This is a genomic window from Plantibacter sp. T3, from assembly GCF_902506515.1.
GTDB lineage: Bacteria > Actinomycetota > Actinomycetes > Actinomycetales > Microbacteriaceae > Plantibacter > Plantibacter auratus.
The window spans coordinates 807,644-825,974 of record NZ_LR733286.1; the positions used below are offsets into that span (position 1 = coordinate 807,644).

At 70.6% G+C, this 18,331-nt stretch carries 16 protein-coding genes; 7 read left to right on the plus strand and 9 right to left on the minus strand.

Annotated features, from left to right (window positions below; all coding sequences use genetic code 11):
* Window positions 1–2: 2 nt before the first annotated feature.
* The 3 genes from GV015_RS03970 to GV015_RS03980 are packed head-to-tail and all read right to left on the minus strand — an operon-like array spanning window position 3 to window position 2,846.
* Entirely contained in the window at window positions 3–887 is an 885-nt protein-coding gene (locus GV015_RS03970; protein ID WP_159876727.1) for a sugar phosphate isomerase/epimerase, read from the minus strand.
* Entirely contained in the window at window positions 884–1,981 is a 1,098-nt protein-coding gene (locus GV015_RS03975; RefSeq protein ID WP_159876729.1) for a Gfo/Idh/MocA family protein, read from the minus strand. Before GV015_RS03975 ends, GV015_RS03970 begins: the two co-directional genes overlap by 4 nt.
* Window positions 1,982–2,033: 52 nt before the next feature.
* On the minus strand, window positions 2,034–2,846 hold the full coding sequence (locus GV015_RS03980) for a sugar phosphate isomerase/epimerase (RefSeq protein ID WP_159876731.1): 813 nt from the start codon (window positions 2,844–2,846) through the stop codon (window positions 2,034–2,036).
* Between the two features lie 184 nt (window positions 2,847–3,030).
* Between GV015_RS03980 and uxaC the strand changes: the two genes are divergently transcribed.
* From uxaC to manD, 3 genes are all read left to right on the plus strand, one after another.
* Window positions 3,031–4,449 carry a glucuronate isomerase gene (gene uxaC, locus GV015_RS03985; protein WP_159876733.1) on the plus strand — a complete coding sequence of 473 codons (1,419 nt, stop codon included), beginning with the start codon at window positions 3,031–3,033 and terminating at the stop codon, window positions 4,447–4,449.
* A gap of 5 nt (window positions 4,450–4,454) precedes the next feature.
* Entirely contained in the window at window positions 4,455–5,915 is a 1,461-nt protein-coding gene (locus tag GV015_RS03990; RefSeq protein ID WP_236555320.1) for a mannitol dehydrogenase family protein, read from the plus strand.
* A gap of 80 nt (window positions 5,916–5,995) precedes the next feature.
* Window positions 5,996–7,234, plus strand: a complete 1,239-nt coding sequence (gene manD / locus GV015_RS03995; protein ID WP_159876735.1) for a D-mannonate dehydratase ManD — start codon at window positions 5,996–5,998, stop codon at window positions 7,232–7,234.
* 115 nt (window positions 7,235–7,349) lie between these two features.
* Here manD and GV015_RS04000 read toward each other — a convergent pair whose 3' ends face one another.
* The 4 genes from GV015_RS04000 to GV015_RS04015 form a co-directional block, all read right to left on the minus strand.
* A complete protein-coding gene (locus GV015_RS04000) occupies window positions 7,350–8,240 on the minus strand; it encodes an EamA family transporter (RefSeq protein WP_159876737.1) in 891 nt (296 codons plus the stop codon).
* Between the two features lie 183 nt (window positions 8,241–8,423).
* Window positions 8,424–8,828, minus strand: a complete 405-nt coding sequence (locus tag GV015_RS04005; RefSeq protein ID WP_159876739.1) for a RidA family protein — start codon at window positions 8,826–8,828, stop codon at window positions 8,424–8,426.
* Window positions 8,829–8,961: 133 nt separating this feature from the next.
* The gene (locus GV015_RS04010; protein ID WP_159876741.1) at window positions 8,962–9,735 is read right to left on the minus strand and encodes an IclR family transcriptional regulator; all 774 of its coding nucleotides are present in this window, start codon (window positions 9,733–9,735) and stop codon (window positions 8,962–8,964) included.
* Window positions 9,732–10,775: a sugar kinase gene (locus tag GV015_RS04015; protein WP_236555321.1), complete on the minus strand. Its 1,044-nt coding sequence runs from the start codon at window positions 10,773–10,775 to the stop codon at window positions 9,732–9,734. The genes GV015_RS04010 and GV015_RS04015 overlap by 4 nt, the downstream gene beginning before the upstream one ends.
* Window positions 10,776–10,939: 164 nt before the next feature.
* Between GV015_RS04015 and GV015_RS04020 the strand changes: the two genes are divergently transcribed.
* The 4 genes from GV015_RS04020 to GV015_RS04035 are packed head-to-tail and all read left to right on the plus strand — an operon-like array spanning window position 10,940 to window position 16,083.
* Window positions 10,940–12,244: an amino acid deaminase gene (locus GV015_RS04020; RefSeq protein WP_159876743.1), complete on the plus strand. Its 1,305-nt coding sequence runs from the start codon at window positions 10,940–10,942 to the stop codon at window positions 12,242–12,244.
* 22 nt (window positions 12,245–12,266) lie between these two features.
* Window positions 12,267–12,926 carry a bifunctional 4-hydroxy-2-oxoglutarate aldolase/2-dehydro-3-deoxy-phosphogluconate aldolase gene (locus GV015_RS04025; protein WP_159876745.1) on the plus strand — a complete coding sequence of 220 codons (660 nt, stop codon included), beginning with the start codon at window positions 12,267–12,269 and terminating at the stop codon, window positions 12,924–12,926.
* Window positions 12,923–14,563, plus strand: a complete 1,641-nt coding sequence (locus GV015_RS04030) for an amidohydrolase family protein (protein WP_236555322.1) — start codon at window positions 12,923–12,925, stop codon at window positions 14,561–14,563. Before GV015_RS04025 ends, GV015_RS04030 begins: the two co-directional genes overlap by 4 nt.
* A gap of 47 nt (window positions 14,564–14,610) precedes the next feature.
* Window positions 14,611–16,083, plus strand: coding sequence for a GntP family permease (locus tag GV015_RS04035; RefSeq protein ID WP_159876747.1), 1,473 nt, complete (start codon window positions 14,611–14,613; stop codon window positions 16,081–16,083).
* A 199-nt stretch (window positions 16,084–16,282) separates the two neighbouring features.
* On the opposite strand, the gene nucS is transcribed toward GV015_RS04035, so the two are convergent.
* A complete protein-coding gene (gene nucS, locus GV015_RS04040; RefSeq protein ID WP_064294112.1) occupies window positions 16,283–16,978 on the minus strand; it encodes an endonuclease NucS in 696 nt (231 codons plus the stop codon).
* Window positions 16,979–17,073: 95 nt separating this feature from the next.
* Entirely contained in the window at window positions 17,074–18,318 is a 1,245-nt protein-coding gene (locus GV015_RS04045; protein ID WP_236555323.1) for an MFS transporter, read from the minus strand.
* Between the last annotated feature and the right edge of the window lie 13 nt (window positions 18,319–18,331).

An 18,331-nucleotide genomic window follows, 5' to 3' on the forward strand; every position in this document is an offset into this window, starting at 1 on the left:
GGTCAGCGGGTCGCGACATCGAGTGCGTGGCTGGCCCATTCGTACGACAGGCGGTGCGACTCGTAGACGCTCTCGACGCTCGGGAAGTCGACCTCGATCATGTAGTCCCCGTCGTAGTCCGCGGGCATCGCCGCGACGATCGCGTCGAAGTCGAGCACACCGAGCCCGGGTTCCGCCCACAGCCGCTTCGTCTGCGACGTCTCGTGGTAGCTCAGCGCGCCGTCCGCTGCGCCGTCGAGGTGATCGACGTAGACGTCCTTGATGTGGATGCCGCCGACGCGGTCGCGGTAGTCGGTGATCATCGCGACCGGGTCCGCTCCCGCCCAGCGAAGATGTCCGGTGTCGGGCCCGAACCCGATGAGGTCCGGTCCGAGGGTGTCGAGCAGACTGCGGATCTCGTGCTCGGTCTCGAAGACACCACCGACGTGCGAGTGGTGCAGGGGGCGGATCCCCTCGGCGAGCAGGACCTCGCAGGTCCGGCCGGCGTTCTCGATGGCCAGGTCGAGGCGCTCCTGGGAGAAGTCGGCGCCGATCGCCGGCGTCGCCATGCGCGCCGGGATCGCCATCGAGGAGATCATCGTCCGGTCGAGTCCGAGGGAGGCCTGCGCCGCCCCGAACGCCTTCGCCGCCTCGAGGACCTCCGCCAGGTCGACCGTCTCGTCGAACGGGCTGCTGAACAGGCTGAGCGACGGTGCGAGGCCGTAGCCGCCGATCCACGTGCGGTACTCGTCGGCGGTCATGCCCTCGGGGATGTCGGCCTTCACCGCGGTGAACCCGATGCGCTGGAAGTCGGCGAAGGCCTCCTCGAACACCTCGCGGGTCTTGCCGCGCGCACTCCAGTACGGGATGGGGTTCGCCGCCACCCGGTTCGACCGCTGGGCGCTCATCGTGACACCGCCGCAGCGGCGTCGAGGCGGACCGGCTGGCCCGTGCGTGCGGATTCGTAGAGACCGGTGATGATCGAGATCGCCTGGCGGTTCTCGGCCAGCGTCACGCGGAGCGAATCCTCCCCGCGGATCGCGGCGAGGACGTTCCGGTACTGGCGCAGGTGCGCGTCCGACATCTGTCCGGCGACGCTCGAGCCCGCCTGCGTCTCGTCGGCGAACTGCGCCGCCTGGTTCGTGTCCTTGCCCTGCGAGCCGAAGAAGGCCTCGGCGCGCTCCATCCCCGCGGGGGTGGAGTGGAAGTACGTCAGCTGGTCGTTCTCGATGACCGCGGAGCCGCGGTCACCGTGGACCTGCAGCCGCGCGACGAGGCCCGGGTAGACGGCCGTCGAGCCGTGGATGACGCCGAGCGCGCCGGATGCGAAGCGGACGACACCCACCGCGACGTCCTCGGTCTCGATGCGCTCGTGGGCGAGGAGCGCGGTGTACCCGAAGACCTCGACGGGACGTCCGAGGAGGGCGACCAGCAGGTCGACCGTGTGCACGCCCTGGTTCATGAGCGCGCCGCCGCCGTCGAGCGCCCAGGTGCCGCGCCAGTCGCCGGAGTCGTAGTAGCTCTGCCCGCGCCACCAGTCGACCGATGCGATGCCCGAGGTGATGCGCCCGAGGTCTCCGCGTTCGGCGGCGGCGAGGACGATCTCCGTCGACGGGTCGAAGCGGTGCTGGGAGATGACGGTCACGACGGTACCGGCGCGCTCCTGGGCGGCGATGATGTCGTCCGTCCGCGAGACGGTGACGTCGGCCGGCTTCTCGATGATGACGTGCTTGCCGGCCTCGAGCGCCTCGATGGCGAGGTCGGCGTGCAGACCGGTGGGCGTGCAGACGACGACGATGTCGGGGTCGGTCTGCGCCAGCGCCTCCGTGAGGGTCGTGAACGCGCGTCCGCCGCGCTCGGCGACGAGGGCCTCCGCCTTCGCGAGCTCCGGGTCGGCGACGGCGACGAGTTCCAGCTCGTCGCGCAACTGGTCGATGACGATGCCGTGCTGCTTCGAGATGATGCCGGCGCCGGCGATGGCGATGCGGTGCGGTCGGGACATGCGGGGGTTCGCTCCAGTTCTGTGCGTGGGGTGCGTCGGTGTCCGTGCCGGCTCAGGCGAGCTGACGGAGGTGCGCGAGGGCGGCCTCGAGCTCCGGTTCGAAGTCCTCGAAGAGGCACTCGACGGTGATGGGGCCGTCGTAGCCGCCGTCTCGGAGGGCCGTGATGAATTCGGCGAGTGGCCAGTCGCCCTGGCCGGGCGGCCGTCGTCCGGCATCGGCGATGTGGGCGTGTCCGATGCGGGCGCCGAGGGCCTGGATGACGGCGAACGGCTCCTTCTCCAGCATGATGTGGAAGAGGTCGGCGACGACGGGCACGCGGTCGATCTCGAACTCGTCGAGGAAGGCGACCGTCTCCTCGAGCGAGTTGAGCAGGTTCGTCTCGTCACGGTTCAGCGGCTCGAGGACGATCTGCAGTCCGTTCCGCTCCGCCGCGTCGCGCGTCTCGACGACGACCTCTGCGAACCTCGCGCGGGCGGCCGCGACGTCCACCCCGGTGGGGATGGTGCGCGCCGTCCCGCTTCCGAACACGATCTTCGCGCCGGGCTCCGAGACCGAACCGATGATCGGCATGACGGCGTCGAGGTACGCGGTGACGCGTTCCGCCGGGAAGCCGGGGTCGGCGAGTGACAGGTCGCCGGGGAACAGGATGGCGAACGAGCCGCGTCGGACGCTCACGTCGTAGTCGGGGTGGCGCGTCCACCCGGCTCCGTCGGCGACGACGAGGTTGCCGACGATGGTCGGTTCCGCGTAGTCGGCTCCGGACGCGAACGCACCGGGGATGCGTTCGGAGGGGACGATCACGCCGTACCCCGTGAGCGGGTGCCGCTGGGCGGTCGCGATGTCGATACGAACGCTGCTTGCCACTGCAATCTCCTGTGATAGCCGGGTCTGCTCCTCGCGTCGCTGACGCGTTCCAGTGGTCCTGGACCACGACGGTTCCGGTCGGAAGCGGGATCAGTCTCGCAGACGGTCGGCGTTCCGGCAAGCGATTGCCAGCAGGATGTGGCAATCGGTTGACAGACGGAGACCTCACCGTTTCAATGGAGGCGTGCCGACGACGCTGCAGAACGATCCAGACCGCCTCCTCCCCGCCGACCCGGGGACGCGCGACGTCGCCAGGGCGCTCTACCGCTCGGTCGAGGCCCTGCCGATCATCTCGCCGCACGGGCACGTGGATCCGGCGATCCTCGTCGAGGACACCCCGTTCGCGAACGCCACCGAGCTGTTCCTCCGGCACGACCACTACGTCACCCGCCTGCTGCACGCCGCCGGGTTCTCCCTCGCGGACGTCGGCGTGCCCGACCTCGCGGAGGGTGGTGCCGTCGCCGCGCCGCGGGATGCCTGGCGACGCTTCTGCGAGCACTGGCACCTGTACGCCGGCACCGCCTCCGGGTACTGGCTGAGCTCGATCCTCGGTGAGCAGTTCGGTGTCACGGAGCAGCCGGACGGAGCGAACGCCGACCGGCTCTTCGACACGATCCAGGAGGCGCTCCAAGCGCCGGCGTTCCGTCCGCGTGCGCTGTTCGACCGCTTCCGCATCGAGGTGCTCGCGACCACCGACGACCCGATGGACGACCTCGCCGCGCATGCCGCCCTCGCGGCGGACCCCACCTTCAGCGGGCGCGTCCTGCCGACCTTCCGGCCTGACGCGTACCTCGATCCGTCGAAGGCCGGGTGGGTGGAGCGAGTCGCTTCGCTCGCCGCCTGGAACGGGACGCCGGAGGGCAGCTACCGCGGCTATCTCGAGGCGCTCGCCGGGCGCCGTCGCCACTTCATCGAGCACGGGGCGGTGTCGGCCGACCACGGTGTCCCGCAGCCACTCACGCTCGAACTGGAGGAGGCGGACGCCGCAGCGCTGTTCGACCGCGCGCTGTCGGGGACCGCCGACGCCGCGGACCTTGAACGGTTCGCCGCGCACATGCTGTTCGAGAGTGCCCGGATGAGCGTCGAGGACGGCCTCGTCATGACGGTCCACCCCGGCGTCCACCGCAACCACCACGCGCCGACGCTCGCCCGCTTCGGACCGGACACCGGGCACGACCTCCCGGTCCGCACCGACTACGTCCGCCCCCTGCGTCCGCTGCTGGAGCGCTTCGGCACGGCTCCGGGGTTCCACCTCGTCCTCTTCAGCGTCGACGAGACGAGCTACTCGCGGGAGATCGCGCCGCTCGCCGGGTTCTACCCGAGTGTCTTCATCGGCGCGCCGTGGTGGTTCCTCGACGCGCCCGACGCCGTCCTGCGCTTCCGGTCCGCCGTGACGGAGACGGCAGGATTCTCACGCGGATCGGGGTTCATCGACGACACGCGGGCGTTCCTCTCGATCCCCGCCCGACACGACATGTCCCGGCGCCTCGACGCCTCCTTCCTCGCGCGACTCGTGCGGGAGGGGCGCATCGACGAGGCGACGGCCGAACGCATCATCCTCGACCTCGTCGTCGAGCAGCCGCGACGGGTGTTCAAGCTGTGAGCACCGTGACGAACGTGGACAGCGCTGCCGGAGCGCCGGGGGAGCAGGCGGTCCAGCGTCTGTCCCGCGCGCGGCTGCCCGAGTTCCCATCGGCACCGGTCCGGATCGTCCACCTCGGACTCGGCGCCTTCCACCGTGCCCACCAGGCCTGGTACACCCAGCTCGTCGACCCCGATCACGAGTGGGGCATCGCCGCCTTCACCGGCCGGAGCCCGCAGGCCGCAGTCGACCTGGACGCCCAGGACTGCCTCTACACGGTCGTCGAGCGCTCGGCGGACGGCGACTCGGCCACGATCGTCGGTTCGATCGTCGAGGCGCGGGACGGCGCCGACGTCGCACGGCTCCATGACCTCCTCGCCGCTGAGACCACCGCCATCGTCACCCTCACCGTCACCGAGTCCGGGTACCGGCTCGATGCCGAGGGCAAGCCGGACGCGTCGGATCCGGCGGTCGAGCGGGACGTCACGCTGCTGTCGGACGCCTTGGACGGCGGGGCGGAACTCCGCGATGCCCGACCGACGACGACGCTCGGCAGACTGCTCCTCGGCCTCGAAGCCCGTCGTCGCGCCGGGGCCGGTCCGATCGCGATCGTGCCGTGCGACAACATCGCCGACGGCGGTGCGCTCGTCCGTCGTGCGATGCTCGCCCTTGCCGACCGGGTCCGCCCGGAGACCGCTCGGTGGATCGCCGACGAGGTCTCGTTCGTCTCGTCCTCGGTCGACCGCATCACGCCGCGTCCCACGCCTGCCGACGAAGCGACGGCCGCGACGCTCACCGGATTCGCTGATGCCAGCCCCGTCGTCACCGAGCCCTTCACCGACTGGGTGCTGAGCGGCGACTTCCCCGCCGGGCGACCGGCGTGGGAGTCCGCGGGTGCCCGGTTCGTCGACGACCTCAAGCCCTACGAGCAACGCAAACTGCGGCTGCTCAATGGCGCCCACAGCCTCCTCGCCTACGCGGGCCCGCTGCGCGGTCATGCGACGGTCGCCGAGGCGGTCGGTGACGAGCAGTGCCGGGCCTGGGTCGAGGAGTACTGGGACGAGACGGAGCGCCACCTGCCTGACGACCTCGGGCTGACGGCGTATCGCACCGCACTCCTGGAGCGCTTCGACAACGCGCGCATCGAGCACCGGTTGCAGCAGATCGCCCTCGAGGGGGTCACCAAGCTGCGAGTGCGGATCGTGTCGACCCTCCTCGCGGAACGGGCCGCCGGTCGGCCGGGAACCGGGGCCTTGCGCGTGATCGCCGCGTGGGTGGCGGCTGTAGAGAGCGACGACCGCCCGGGCGATGCGAGCGGTGCCGCGGTCGCCGAGGCACTCCGGTTCCACGGCCGGGAGCGGACCGCGGCGCTCGTGCGCCTGATCGATCCCCGCCTCCTCGACTCGGAGACGGATGACGGTTCCACGCTCGTCACCGAGCTGGAGCACCTGGTCGACGAGCTGACCGGACGCCCACGGAACCCCTGACACCCGCCGCTGCAGCCGACCCGCAGTCCGTCGGAACCACCCCGGCCACATCGGCCGCAACGCACGAAGGAGTAGTACCCATGAACATCGACAAGGCCGAGGTCATCGTCACGAGTCCCGACCGGAACTTCGTGACGTTGAAGCTCACGACCGACGACGGCCTGACCGGCCTCGGGGACGCGACGCTGAACGGGCGCGAGCTGGCGGTGGTGGCGTATCTGACCGAGCACGTCGTCCCGCTGCTGCTCGGGCGCGATGCGTCGCGGATCGAGGACACCTGGCAGTTCCTGTACCGCTCGGCGTACTGGCGGCGGGGTCCGGTGACGATGGCGGCGATCGCGGCGGTCGACATGGCGCTGTGGGACATCAAGGGCAAGGCTGCGGGCATGCCGGTGTACCAGCTGCTGGGCGGGGCGTCCCGGACGGGGCTGCTCGCCTACGGGCACGCGTCGGGGAAGACGAACGAGGAGCTGTTCGACAGCGTGCGCGAACACCAGGCGCAGGGCTACAAGGCCATCCGAATCCAGACGGCGGTGCCGGGGCTGAAGTCGATCTACGGGATCGCCTCCAACGCCACGTTCGAGGGCAACACCGGTGTCCGCTACGACCACGAGCCGGCGCAGCGCGGTGGCCTGCCGAACGAGGAGGACTGGGACACCCGGTCGTACCTGCGTCACCTGCCGACGGTGTTCGAGGCGGTGCGGAACGAGTTCGGGCCGGACCTGCCGTTGCTGCACGACGGGCACCACCGGATGACGCCGATCCAGGCCGCGAAGCTCGGCAAGAGCCTCGAACCCTACGACCTGTTCTGGTTGGAGGACTGCACGCCGGCGGAGAACCCGGAGGCGTTGCGTCTCGTGCGGCAGCACACGACGACGCCGCTGGCGATCGGGGAGATCTTCAACACGGTGTGGGACTACCAGCAGATCATCCGGGAGCAGCTGATCGACTACGTCCGCAGCGCGGTCACGCACACTGGCGGGATCACGCATCTGAAGAAGGTGCTCGACTACGCCTCGCAGTATCAGATCAAGTCGGGCATGCACGGGCCGACGGACATCTCGCCGGTGGGGATGGCCGCCGCGATGCACCTCGGCTTGTCGATCCACAACTTCGGCATCCAGGAGTACATGAAGCACGGCGAGAAGACCGACGCCGTGTTCCAGCAGTCGTACACCTGGGAGAGCGGCATGCTGCACCCGGGAGAAGCACCGGGGCTGGGTGTCGAGTTGGACGTCGACGAGGCGGGCAAGTACCCGTACCAGCGCGCCTACCTGCCCTACAACCGTCTCGCCGACGGCACCGTCCACGACTGGTGATCCCTGCGGCCAGCGCGGTGCGCTGACCCGACCGCGCCCCTGTGGCGTGAGTGCGCCCCTCCGGAGGCCCGCGCTCACGTCACAGGGGCGCGCTCACGAATGCCTCGAAACATGGTCAGCCCGCGAGGAGGGCGACGCCGATCACGACGACGGTCGCCGCGGCGATCCGGCGCACGGGTCGTCCCTCGCGGAGCACGAGCGCGCCGAACAGGCTGACGAGGATGACGCTCACCTCGCGCATCGGCGCGACGAGCGCGACCGGTGCCATGGTGATGGCGACGAGCACGAGGATGTACGACATCGGCGAGAGCACCCCGAAAGCGAGGATGCGCGGCCAGTGGGCGCGCAGGACCGTCGGCAGCTCGCGTGCGCGGCGCCCGAGTGACCCGGAGAACAGCACGACCTCGACCGCGGTGCAGCCGACCATGAACGCGACGGGCGAGGCGCCCCACGTGCGGACGGCGTGCGCGTCCCAGATCGTGTAGGCCGCGATCGCGACCCCGGTGAGGAGTCCGAAGGCGACTGCAGGGTCGATGCGTCGTCGCGTGGCGCGTACGTCGACGGCGACCGGTGCCGGGTCGCTCCCGCGGTCGACGAACCCGATCGCGACGACGCCGACGACGATCGCCGCGACGCCGAGGAGCGCGAGCAGCGATGGGCGCTCGCCGAGGACGAGGACGGCGATGATCACGCTGATCGTCGGGCCGGTGCCGCGCGCCGTGGCGTAGACGGTGGAGAGGCGTCCGCTGGCGTAGCCGCGTTGCAGCACGAGCATGTAGACGTAGTGCAGCACGGCGGAGACGACGACGCCGATGGCGAAGCCGGCGAGGTCGTCCGTACCGAGACCGCCGGTGAAGGGGACGACGATCGCCCACAGCACGGTGCTCGCCACGGCGCCCCACCAGAGGAAGGGCATGCCGATCCGGCTGACGCCGTGGGCGATGATGTTCCACGCCGCATGGCAGACTGCGGCGGCGAGGACGATGGTGACGGCGAGCAGAGACACGTGAGACCCTTCCGATCCTCGCGGGCGCGACGATCAGGGTCCTCCGGGCTTTTATCCTGTCAGATGACGGTCGTCGGCTGGCCGCCGACCGTGGCGCCGCTCGGACCCGTCGAGCTGTCGCTCCGGAACCCTAGGCGCTATGGCGCACCACGCTACCAGCCTCCGGCGAGGCGTGTCCGTGCGTCAGTCGACGATCGCGATGGCGTCGATCTCGACGAGCATCTCCTCGCGGGGGAGGCCCGTGAAGACCGTGGTGCGGGAGGGCAGGACGCCGCCCTTCACGCGCGAACCGACGAACTCACCGTAGGCGTCGTTCATGATCGCGAAGTCCTCGCGCTTGGTGAGGTAGACGCGCAGCATCATGACGTCGTCGAAGGTCGCGCCGCCGGCCGCGAGGATCGCCTCGACGTTCTGCAGCGTGCGGGTGGTCTGCGCGGCGACGTCGCCCGGGAACAGGTACTCGTTCGTCGCGGGGTCGACGGGGCCCTGGCCGGAGACCTGGACGAAGTTGCCCTTGCGGACGCCCTGGGAGAAGGTGTGCGCGGGAGCCGGGGCGTCGGTGGTGGAGATGGCGGTGCGGTCGGTCATGGGGGTGTGTCCTTCGGTTGGTGGCCCTTCGACAAGCTCAGGGACCGGGGTGGGTGGTCAGGGACGGGGTAGGTGGCCCTTCGACAAGCTCAGGGACCGGATGGTGGGGCTCAGGGATGGGAGCGGCGGGAGGTCAGGCGGTCGCGGGGGCCTCGGCGGGCGCCGGCGGTGCGTAGCCGAGTTCGGCGGAGATCGCGGTCGTGGTGGCGAGGAGCTGCGGCAGGAGGGCGCGGACGCCGCTGTGGGGGAGCACCATCGTCGGGACCGAGATCGACACCGCCGCGGTGACCCGGCCGTCGGGCCCGAAGACCGGCGCGGCCACGCAGTTCATGAAGCTCTCGTGCTCCTCGTGGTCCTCGGCCCATCCGCGTTCGGTCGAACGCTCGATCTCGGCGAGCAGGGCGTCGGCGTCGGTGATGGTCTTGTCGGTGTACCGCTCGAAGACGATGCCGGTGACGACGCGTCGACGCTCCGCCTCGTCGAGTCCACCCAGGAGGACCTTCGCGACCCCGGTCGCGTACAGGGAGGCGGGCAGGCCGACACGCGAGTACATGCGGAGGGGCTGACGGGACTCGACCTTGTCGATGTAGAAGACGGAACCGCTCTCGTAGGCGGCGAGGTGCACCGTCTGGCCCGTGGCCGCCCCGAGCGCCCGGATGTGCGGAGCGGCGACGCCGCGGACGTCCTGCTCGTCGAGCGCGGTCTGGGTCAGCTCGAACATCGCCCGCCCGAGGTGGTACCGGAACGACGCGTCGCGCGTGACGAAGCCGTGCTCCTCGAGCGTGTTGAGCAGGCGCAGCACCGTGGTCTTGTGCACGCCGGCCGTCGCCGCGAGCGCGTCGAGGGAGTTGGTGCCCGAGACGATCTCGCGGAGGAGGTCGAGGGCCCGGGACAGCGATTGACTCATGCGTCGATCATCCCGTGCGCGCCGACCGTGGTCCACGGCAGCGGGTGGTCCGCGGTGATCCGCCACGACGCCCATTCCTCATCGGACGCCTCGACGATGGTGTCCACGCCCTGCGCGTCGGGCACGAGCTCGGGGCGGTCGCCGTGGCAGATGAGCGTCGACGCCGCGACCGCGTGGCCGAGCCGCGTGCAGGCGGTGTCGGAGCGACCCGAGGCCAGCCCGGCGAGGTAGCCGGCTGCGAACGCGTCGCCCGCACCGACGGTCTCGACGACGTCGACCGACAACGACCGCACCTCGATGCCCGCCTCGGAGTCACGGTGGAGGGTGGTCGCTGCGTTCTCCTCGTCCTTGAGCACGATGCGCTGCAGGGTCGGCAGCTCGGCGAAGAGGCGGGCGGCGTCCGTGTGGCCGAAGAACAGCTCCGCTTCGTCGACGCCGAGGAACAGGACGGACGCCTGGTCGAGCAGGCGGTGCAGCGGGGCGGTCGAGCGACGCTCCCAGAGGCGCGGCCGGAAGTTGAGGTCGACGCTCAGGACGGTGTCGCGGGGGAGCGCGTCGCCCAGCTCGCCGACGAGCAGCGCCGTCGAGTCGGAGAGCGCCGGGGTGATGCCGGAGGTGTGCACGATGGCGGAGGCGGTGATGGCCGCCCGGGTCGCCTCGTGCCGCAGGGTGTCGGCGCCGAGCTGCGACGCTGCGGACTCGCTGCGGTAGTAGTGCATCCGCGGCCGACGGTCGCCGTCGGCGCTCACGACCGTCTCCTTGACGTAGAGGCCGGTGGGCCGGTGGTCGTCGCGTTCGACGGCGTCGGTGAGGACGCCGTCGTGCCGGGCCGTCTCGAGGATGTAGTCGCCGAACCCGTCATCGCCGAGGCGCGAGATCCAGTGGGTGGGGACGCCCAGGCGCGCGAGGCTCGAGGCGACGTTGAACTCGGCGCCCCCGACGCCCGTCCGGTATTCGCGGGCTTCGGCGACCGGGAGCTGGTTCTCGGGCAGGAGGACGACCATCGCTTCGCCGATCGTGCTCACGGTGGACGGTGACATCATCATCACGGTTCCCCTCGCGTCTCGGCCGGGTCCGGTTGACGGCCTGTGGACGCAATGCTAGAACAGACGTAGCGCTGGATGCAATGTACGTTGCAAGATGCGCAACGCTAGGCGCTCACGACGTCGGCGGGTGCAGCGCTCGATCGCGAAACGAGGAGACGATGACGGACGACTTCGATGCCGGCGCGCTGGGTGTGCTCGACGGCAGCCTCAAGGGCTTCCCGCCGGCGTCCGTCGGGACCGACGCCGCCACGTTCCTCGCCGGTCGACCGGCGCTCGCCGACTTCACGACGCCGCTCGTCACGCTCGACCGCTCGGCGGTCACCGACAACGTCGAGACCATGCGGCAGTGGTGCGACCATGCAGGGGTGGGCCTCGCACCGCACGGCAAGACGACGATGAACCGAGCCCTGTGGCAGCGTCAGCTCGACGCGGGTGCCTGGGGCATCACCGTCGCGACCCCGTGGCAGCTCTCCGTCGCGCTCGACTGGTCGATCCCCCGCGTGATGTTGGCCAACGCCCTCGTGCAGCCCGAACACCTGCGCGCCGTCGGACGGTCCCTCGACAGCGGGGACGCCGAGATCGTCGTGTGGGCCGACTCCGTCCGAGCCGTGCAGATCATGTCGCGCGTGCTCGCCGAGCAGCCACCCCGTCGCCCCCTCCACGTGCTCGTGGAACTCGGTGCGCCGGGTGGCCGCACCGGAGCCCGGGACCAGGCCACCGCGCTCGAGATCGCCGAGGCCGTCGTCGCCTCGCCCGAGCTCGCGCTCGCCGGCGTCAGCGGCTACGAGGGGGCCCTCGCGCACCACGGCGACGACGGTTCGCTGCAGATCGTCCGCGACTACCTGGAGTCGCTCGCCACTCTCCATGACGCGCTCCTCGCAGGCGGCCGGTACGACGAACGTGTCCGGACGCTCATCGTGACCGCCGGGGGCAGCGCCTACTTCGACGTGGTCGCCGAGGTCCTCGCCGGACTGCGCGACCTCGACGGTGCTCACGGACGCGCCGTCGACGTGCTGCTGCGCTCCGGCGCATACGTCACCCACGACGACGGCTTCTACCGCGGCATCACCCCGCTCGGCCGCCACGAGGGCACCGGCGACTTCCGCTCCGCGATCCACGGCTGGGCGACGATCGTCTCCCGCCCCGAGCCCGGCCTCGCGCTCGTCGACGGCGGGAAGCGCGACTTCCCGTTCGACGAGGGGCTCCCCGAGGTGCAGGGCGTCCGTCGCGCCGGGTCCGCCACCGTCGAACCGCTCCCGGGCGCGACGACCACGGCCATGAACGACCAGCACACCTTCGTCTCCCTGCCGCCCGGCAGCGACGTCGAGGTCGGCGACGTCATCCGCCTGGGCCTCTCCCACCCGTGCACCACCTTCGACAAGTGGCGTGCCCTCGTGGTCATCGACGACGTCCGTCTCGCCGAACCGAGCGCCGTCGACGCCGTCACCACCACCTTCGGCTGAGCCGAACCGAACAGGAGCCCGCATGACGCTCGAGACCCCTCCCTCCACGCCGCACACCCTCGACGCCCTGTACGCCGACCGCGCCATCGCCGTCGTCCGCGTACCCGTCATCCCCGACCCGGTCGAACTCTGCCGGGCGCTCGCCGCGGGCGGGATCCGCAGTGTGGAGTTCACCTTCACCACGCCGGGCGTCGAAGCGCTCATCCGCGCCGCGGCCGACGCGATCGGCGACCACGGGGCCGTGATCGGCGCGGGGACGGTCGTGGACCGCGACACCGCGCAGCGCGCCGTCGACAGCGGTGCGCAGTTCCTGGTCACGCCCGGTCTGAGCGAGGAGGTGGCCGAGGTCGCCACCGCCGCCGGCATCCCGTTCCTGCTCGGTGCGATGACGCCGAGCGAGGTCATGCGCGCCGCGTCGCTCGGTTCCCACGCGGTGAAGATCTTCCCGGCCGCCGCCATGGGGCCCGGCTTCCTCAAGGACCTCAAGGGCCCGTTCCCGGGTCTCCGGCTCGTGCCCTCGGGCGGACTGCACGCCGGCAACGCCCGGGAGTACATCCAGGCCGGCGCAGCCGCGGTGACCGCGGGGTCGAGTGTGGTCGGTGCGGCCGACGTCGCCGCGGCGGACTGGGCCGGGATCACCGAGCGCGCGACCGCCTTCACCACGGCGGCCCTCCTGCCGTGACGTCGCGACCGACGGACGATGCGCGCGCGGTGGTCATCCGCGGCGCTCGCATCGTCGACGGCACCGGCGGACCGAGCGTGCACGGGTCGCTGCTCATCGGCCGGGGCCGCATCATCGCGATCGGGGCGTCCGCCGAGGCCGACGCGCCCGCCGACGCCCTGATCATCGACGCCGAGGGTCTCGTCGCCTCACCTGGCTTCATCGACATGCACGCCCACTCCGACCTCGCCGTCCTCCGCGACCACGAGCACCTCGCCAAGGTCTCGCAGGGCGTCACCACGGAGGTCCTCGGACAGGACGGGCTCTCCTACGCCCCGACGGACGACCGCACCATGGCCATCGTCCGGCAGCAGATCGCCGGCTGGAACGGGCAACCCGGCGACGTCGACTTCGCGTGGCGGACCGTCGGCGAGTACCTCGACCGGGTCGACCGCGGAGCCGCGCTGAACGTCGCCTACCTCGTGCCGCAGGGCTCCGTGCGGATGCTCGTGGTCGGCACCGAGAACCGGGCTGCGACCGCTGACGAGATCGCTCGCATGCAGGAGCTCGTCGCGGCGGGTCTGCGGGAGGGGGCCGTCGGCATGTCCTCCGGCCTCACCTACGTGCCCGGCATGTTCGCCGACACCGAGGAGCTCGTCGCGCTGTGCCGCACCGTCGCGGAGCACGGCGGCTTCTACGCTCCGCACCAACGTTCGTACGGCAAGGGCGCGCTCGAGGCGTACGCGGAGATGATCGACATCAGTCGTCGTTCCGGGTGCGCGCTGCACCTCACGCACGCGACGATGAACTTCGGCGTCAACGCCGGCCGGGCCGCCGAACTCGTGGCGCTCATCGACGCCGCCATCGCCGACGGGGTCGACATCACGCTCGACACCTATCCCTATCTGCCAGGTTCGACGACCCTGTCGGCGTTGCTGCCGAGCTGGGCGGCGGTCGGCGGGCCAGACGCGACGATCGAGCGCCTGGGTGACGACGACGTCCGTGCGCGGATCCGATACGAGCTCGAGGTGCTCGGCACGGACGGTTGTCACGGTGTCGTCACCGACTGGGCCACGATCGAGATCTCCGGCGTCGCGAACCCCGAGCTCGCCGGCTTCGTCGGGCGGACCGTCGCCGACATCGCCGCCGAGGACGCGGGACACGCGTGGTCGGGCGACCCGACGGCCCTGTTCTTCGCGCTGCTCGAAGCCGACCGGCTCGCGACCGGCATCCTCCAGCACGTCGGCGACGAGGCCAACGTGCGCACGATGATGGTGCACCCGGCCCACACGGGCGGCAGCGACGGGATCCTCGTCGGCGCAAAGCCACACCCGCGTGCCTGGGGCACCTTCCCGCGCTACCTCGGCCACTACGTCCGCGAGGAGGGTGTGCTCGGGCTGGAAGACGCCGTCGCCCACCTCACCTCGCGTCCGGCCGCGCGTCTCGGTCTCAGCGACCGCGGCGTGCTCCGCGTCGGAGCCGTCGCCGACCTCGTCCTGTTCGACCCCGCGACCATCGCCGACCGCGCGACGTTCGCCGAACCCCGCCAGCAGGCCGCCGGCATCCCGTGGGTCTTCGTGAACGGGGCCGCCGTCATCGCCGACGGTCGACGCACCCACGCCGTCCCCGGTCGCTCGATCCGCCGCAGCCCGGCCTGACCGCTCCCTCGTCCCTCCCCGCGCCCACAGACACAGAAGGTCCTCCCATGCCCATCACCGCCCTCGCGCGCAGCGTCGTAGCCGCCGCCGCACCAGCCCCGAGCGATCCCATCGGATGGCTGCAGCAGACCACCCCCGGCCTGCTCATCCTGTGCGCGGTCGCCATCGCGGTGCTGCTGTTCCTCATCATCCGGGTGAAGCTCGAACCGTTCATCTCGCTCTTCATCGTCGGCATCGGTCTCGCCCTCGCGACCGGGACGAGCATCTACCAGATCGTCGGCGTGGCCGTGCCGGACCCCTTCGACGACGAGCAGATCAAGCCGGGGGCGTCGCTCCTCGAAACCGGCTTCGGCGGGATCCTCGGGCACATCACGATCATCATCGGTCTCGGCACCGTGCTCGGCGCGATCCTCGAGCGCTCCGGCGGTGCGGACGTCCTCATCCGGAAGCTCCTCGGTCGCTTCGGGGAACGCGGCGCTCCGATCGCGATGGGGCTCACCGGTCTCATCTTCGGCATCCCCGTGTTCTTCGACGTCGGCATCTTCGTCCTCGCGCCCCTCGTCTACATCACCGCGCGTCGCGGCGGGAAGTCGCTCGTGCTCTACGCGCTCCCGATGCTCGCCGGCCTCTCGATGACGCACGCGTTCCTACCGCCGCACCCGGGACCGACGGCGCTCGCCGGCACCTTCGAGGTCGGGCTCGGCTGGCTCATCCTCATGGGCTTCCTCTGCGGCATCCCCGCCTTCATCGCGTCGGGCATCGCCTGGCCGCTCTGGATCGGGAAGCGCGTCATGGTCTCGGTTCCCGAGGAGTACGTGCTGGAGCCCGAGGACGACGCCCCCGAGCGCAAGGACGTCTCGCTCTGGAGCGTCGGTCTCATCATCATCACGCCGATCCTGCTCATCCTCGCCGCCACCTTCGGTGCCCTCGCCCTCCCGAACGGCCCGGTCCTCGAAGCGTTGACGCTCGTCGGCAACCCCGCGGTCGCGCTCACGATCGCCGTCTGCCTCGCGTACTACGTGCTCGGGGTGCGGCGCGGCATGACGCTCGCCGAGCTGGGCGAGCTCTCCGGTCAGTCGCTCCGGCCGATCGGCATGATCCTGCTCGTCGTCGGTGCAGGTGCGTTCTTCGGCGCGGTCATCTCAGCGACGGGTGTGGGTGCGGCGTTGGCCGAGGTGCTCGGTTCGCTCGGCCTGCCGATCATCGTGTCGGCGTACCTGATCAGCTCCGGCCTCCGCATCGCGCAGGGCTCGGCGACCGCGGCGATCGTGATCACGGCGGGGATCCTGCAGCCGGTCGTGCTCGCGGGTGACTACTCGCAGCCGCAGCTGGCGCTCATCGGCATCGCGATCGCGGCGGGTTCGATCACGCTCTCGCACGTCAACGACGGTGGGTTCTGGATCATCGCGAAGTACTTCAACATGTCGGTGAAGCAGACGCTCGCGACCTGGACCGTGCTCGAGACGATCCTCTCGGTCGTCGGCTTCGGGATGGTCGCCCTCATCTGGCTGTTCGTCTAGTCCGAGTCGTGACCGTCGGTCCAGTGCCTTTCTCAGGAGTGTCCGGGCGTGTCGGTGCCTGGTGAAGCCGGCGCGCCGCAGGACTCCTGAGAAAGGTCACTGAGCGGTAGATGGTGCCTTTCTCAGGAGTGTCCGGGCGTGTCGGTGCCTGGTGAAGCCGGCGCGCCGGAGGACTCCTGAGAAAGGGACTCAGTCGACGTCAGAAGAGGCGGGAGTCGCTGTCGTCGAGGCCGCGCATCGCGTCGTAGTCGAGGACGACGCAGCGGATCCCGCGGTCCTGGGCGAGGGTGCGCGCCTGCGGCTTGATCTCCTGAGCGGCGAACACGCCCTGCACGGGGGCGAGGAGCGGGTCGCGGTTCATCAGTTCGAGGTAGCGGGTGAGCTGCTCGACGCCGTCGATGTCGCCGCGGCGCTTCAACTCGACCGCGACGGACGCCCCGGTCGCGTCGGTGGCGAGGATGTCGACCGGACCGATCGCGGTCATGTACTCGCGGCGGATGAGCCGGTATCCGTCGCCAAGGAGTTCGATCTGCTCGGCGAGGAGCTTCTGCAGGTGCGCCTCGACGCCGTCCTTCTGGAGCCCCGGGTCGACGCCGAGCTCGTGCGCGCTGTCGTGGTGGACCTCGTGGATCGACACGATGAGGGCGTCACCGGTCTTCTTGTGCGTGACCTTCCACAGCTCGGTGATCCCGGCCGCGGCCTGCGTCTCGTCGGGCTCGACCGTCGTGAGCACGCAGGGCGGGCTCATCCAGTTGAGCGGCTTGTAGGAGCCGCCGTCGGAGTGGACGAGCAGGCTGCCGTCGTTCTTCACCATGAGCAGCCGCTTGGCGAGCGGCAAGTGAGCCGACAATCGTCCGGCATAGTCGACCGAGCACTCCGCAATCACCAAACGCACGACGACGAGCCTACCGCGACACCGTCGCGCGTTCATTCGCCCATGTTCGGGAGACGGAACGCTGAATCGCCCGAACATGGGCGAACGAACTGCGGTCAGCGCTTGCGGCGGCTGCTCTCGCGGGCGGCCGGCGACGCCAGGCCGGCGAACACGATGAGTACGAGCACGACGAACAGGGCGTTCAGCAGGCCGATGGCGTCGCCGAGGATGCCGATGAGCGGCGGACCGACGAGGAACGCGCAGTAGCCGATCATCGCGACGGCGCTCACCCGTGCCGCAGCACGCTTGGAGTCGTCGGCCGCGGCGGACATGCCCACCGGGAACCCGAGCGAGGCGCCGAGTCCCCACAGCACGGTGCCGAGGACCATGAGGCCGGTGACCGGCGTGAGGATGAACAGGACGAGTCCGGCGATCGCCGCGGCGGCCGACACCTGCAGCACCGGCACCCGGCCGAAGCGGTCGATGAGCGGCCCGCCGACGATGCGACCGACGGTCATCGCGGTGACGAACACGCCGTAGACGAGCGCGCCGGTCGTGTTGCTCTGCTCGTGGCCGTCGACCACGGCGAGTGCGAGCCAGTCGTTGGCGCTGCCCTCGGCGAAGGCCATGCCGAGCATGATGACGCCGATGAGGATGAGCCGGCCGTCCGCCCAGACCGACAGGCTCTCGCGCAGCCGCTCCCGCCACGGCGCCTTCGGGGCCTCGTCGAGCCCGTCCACGACGGCCTGCTCGGTCGGCACGAACCGGACGACGATGACGGCGGCGATCGCGATGGTGACGGCCATGATGAGCGCGTGCCAGAACACCTCGAGGCCGGCGGCGGAGGCGAGCGCCCCCAGTCCGGCGCCCGCGACCGTGCCGAAGCTGAAGCACGCGTGCATGAACGGCATGACCGTCTTGCCCAGTTCCTGCTCCGCGGCGGCTCCCTCGACGTTCATCATGACGTCGAGCGCGCCGTTGCCGAAGCCGAAGATGATCAGGCCGACGAGCACGATGTCGGCAGTTGGGACGAGGCTCGCGCCGATCCCGATGAGGAGCAGCCCGACGGCGATGAGCCCGAGCGTCAGTTGCATCCCGTGCCGCGGGCCGAGCCGTCCGAGGATGTGCTGCGAGGCGATGAGGCCGAGGATCGACCCGATCGACATGCCGAGGATGAGGAGTCCGACCGTGCCGGTGGTGAGGTCGAGGTTGTCGCGGATGGCTGGGAGGCGGGCCACCCAGGTCGCGATGCTGAGGCCGCTCAGGGCGAAGATCACGAAGATCGCGTTGCGCCAGGCGAGGAGCTCGCGGCGTGGGCGCAGGGCGACGGGTGCGGTCGGCGGGTTGGTCGACTCTGACACAGGGTCCTCGGGA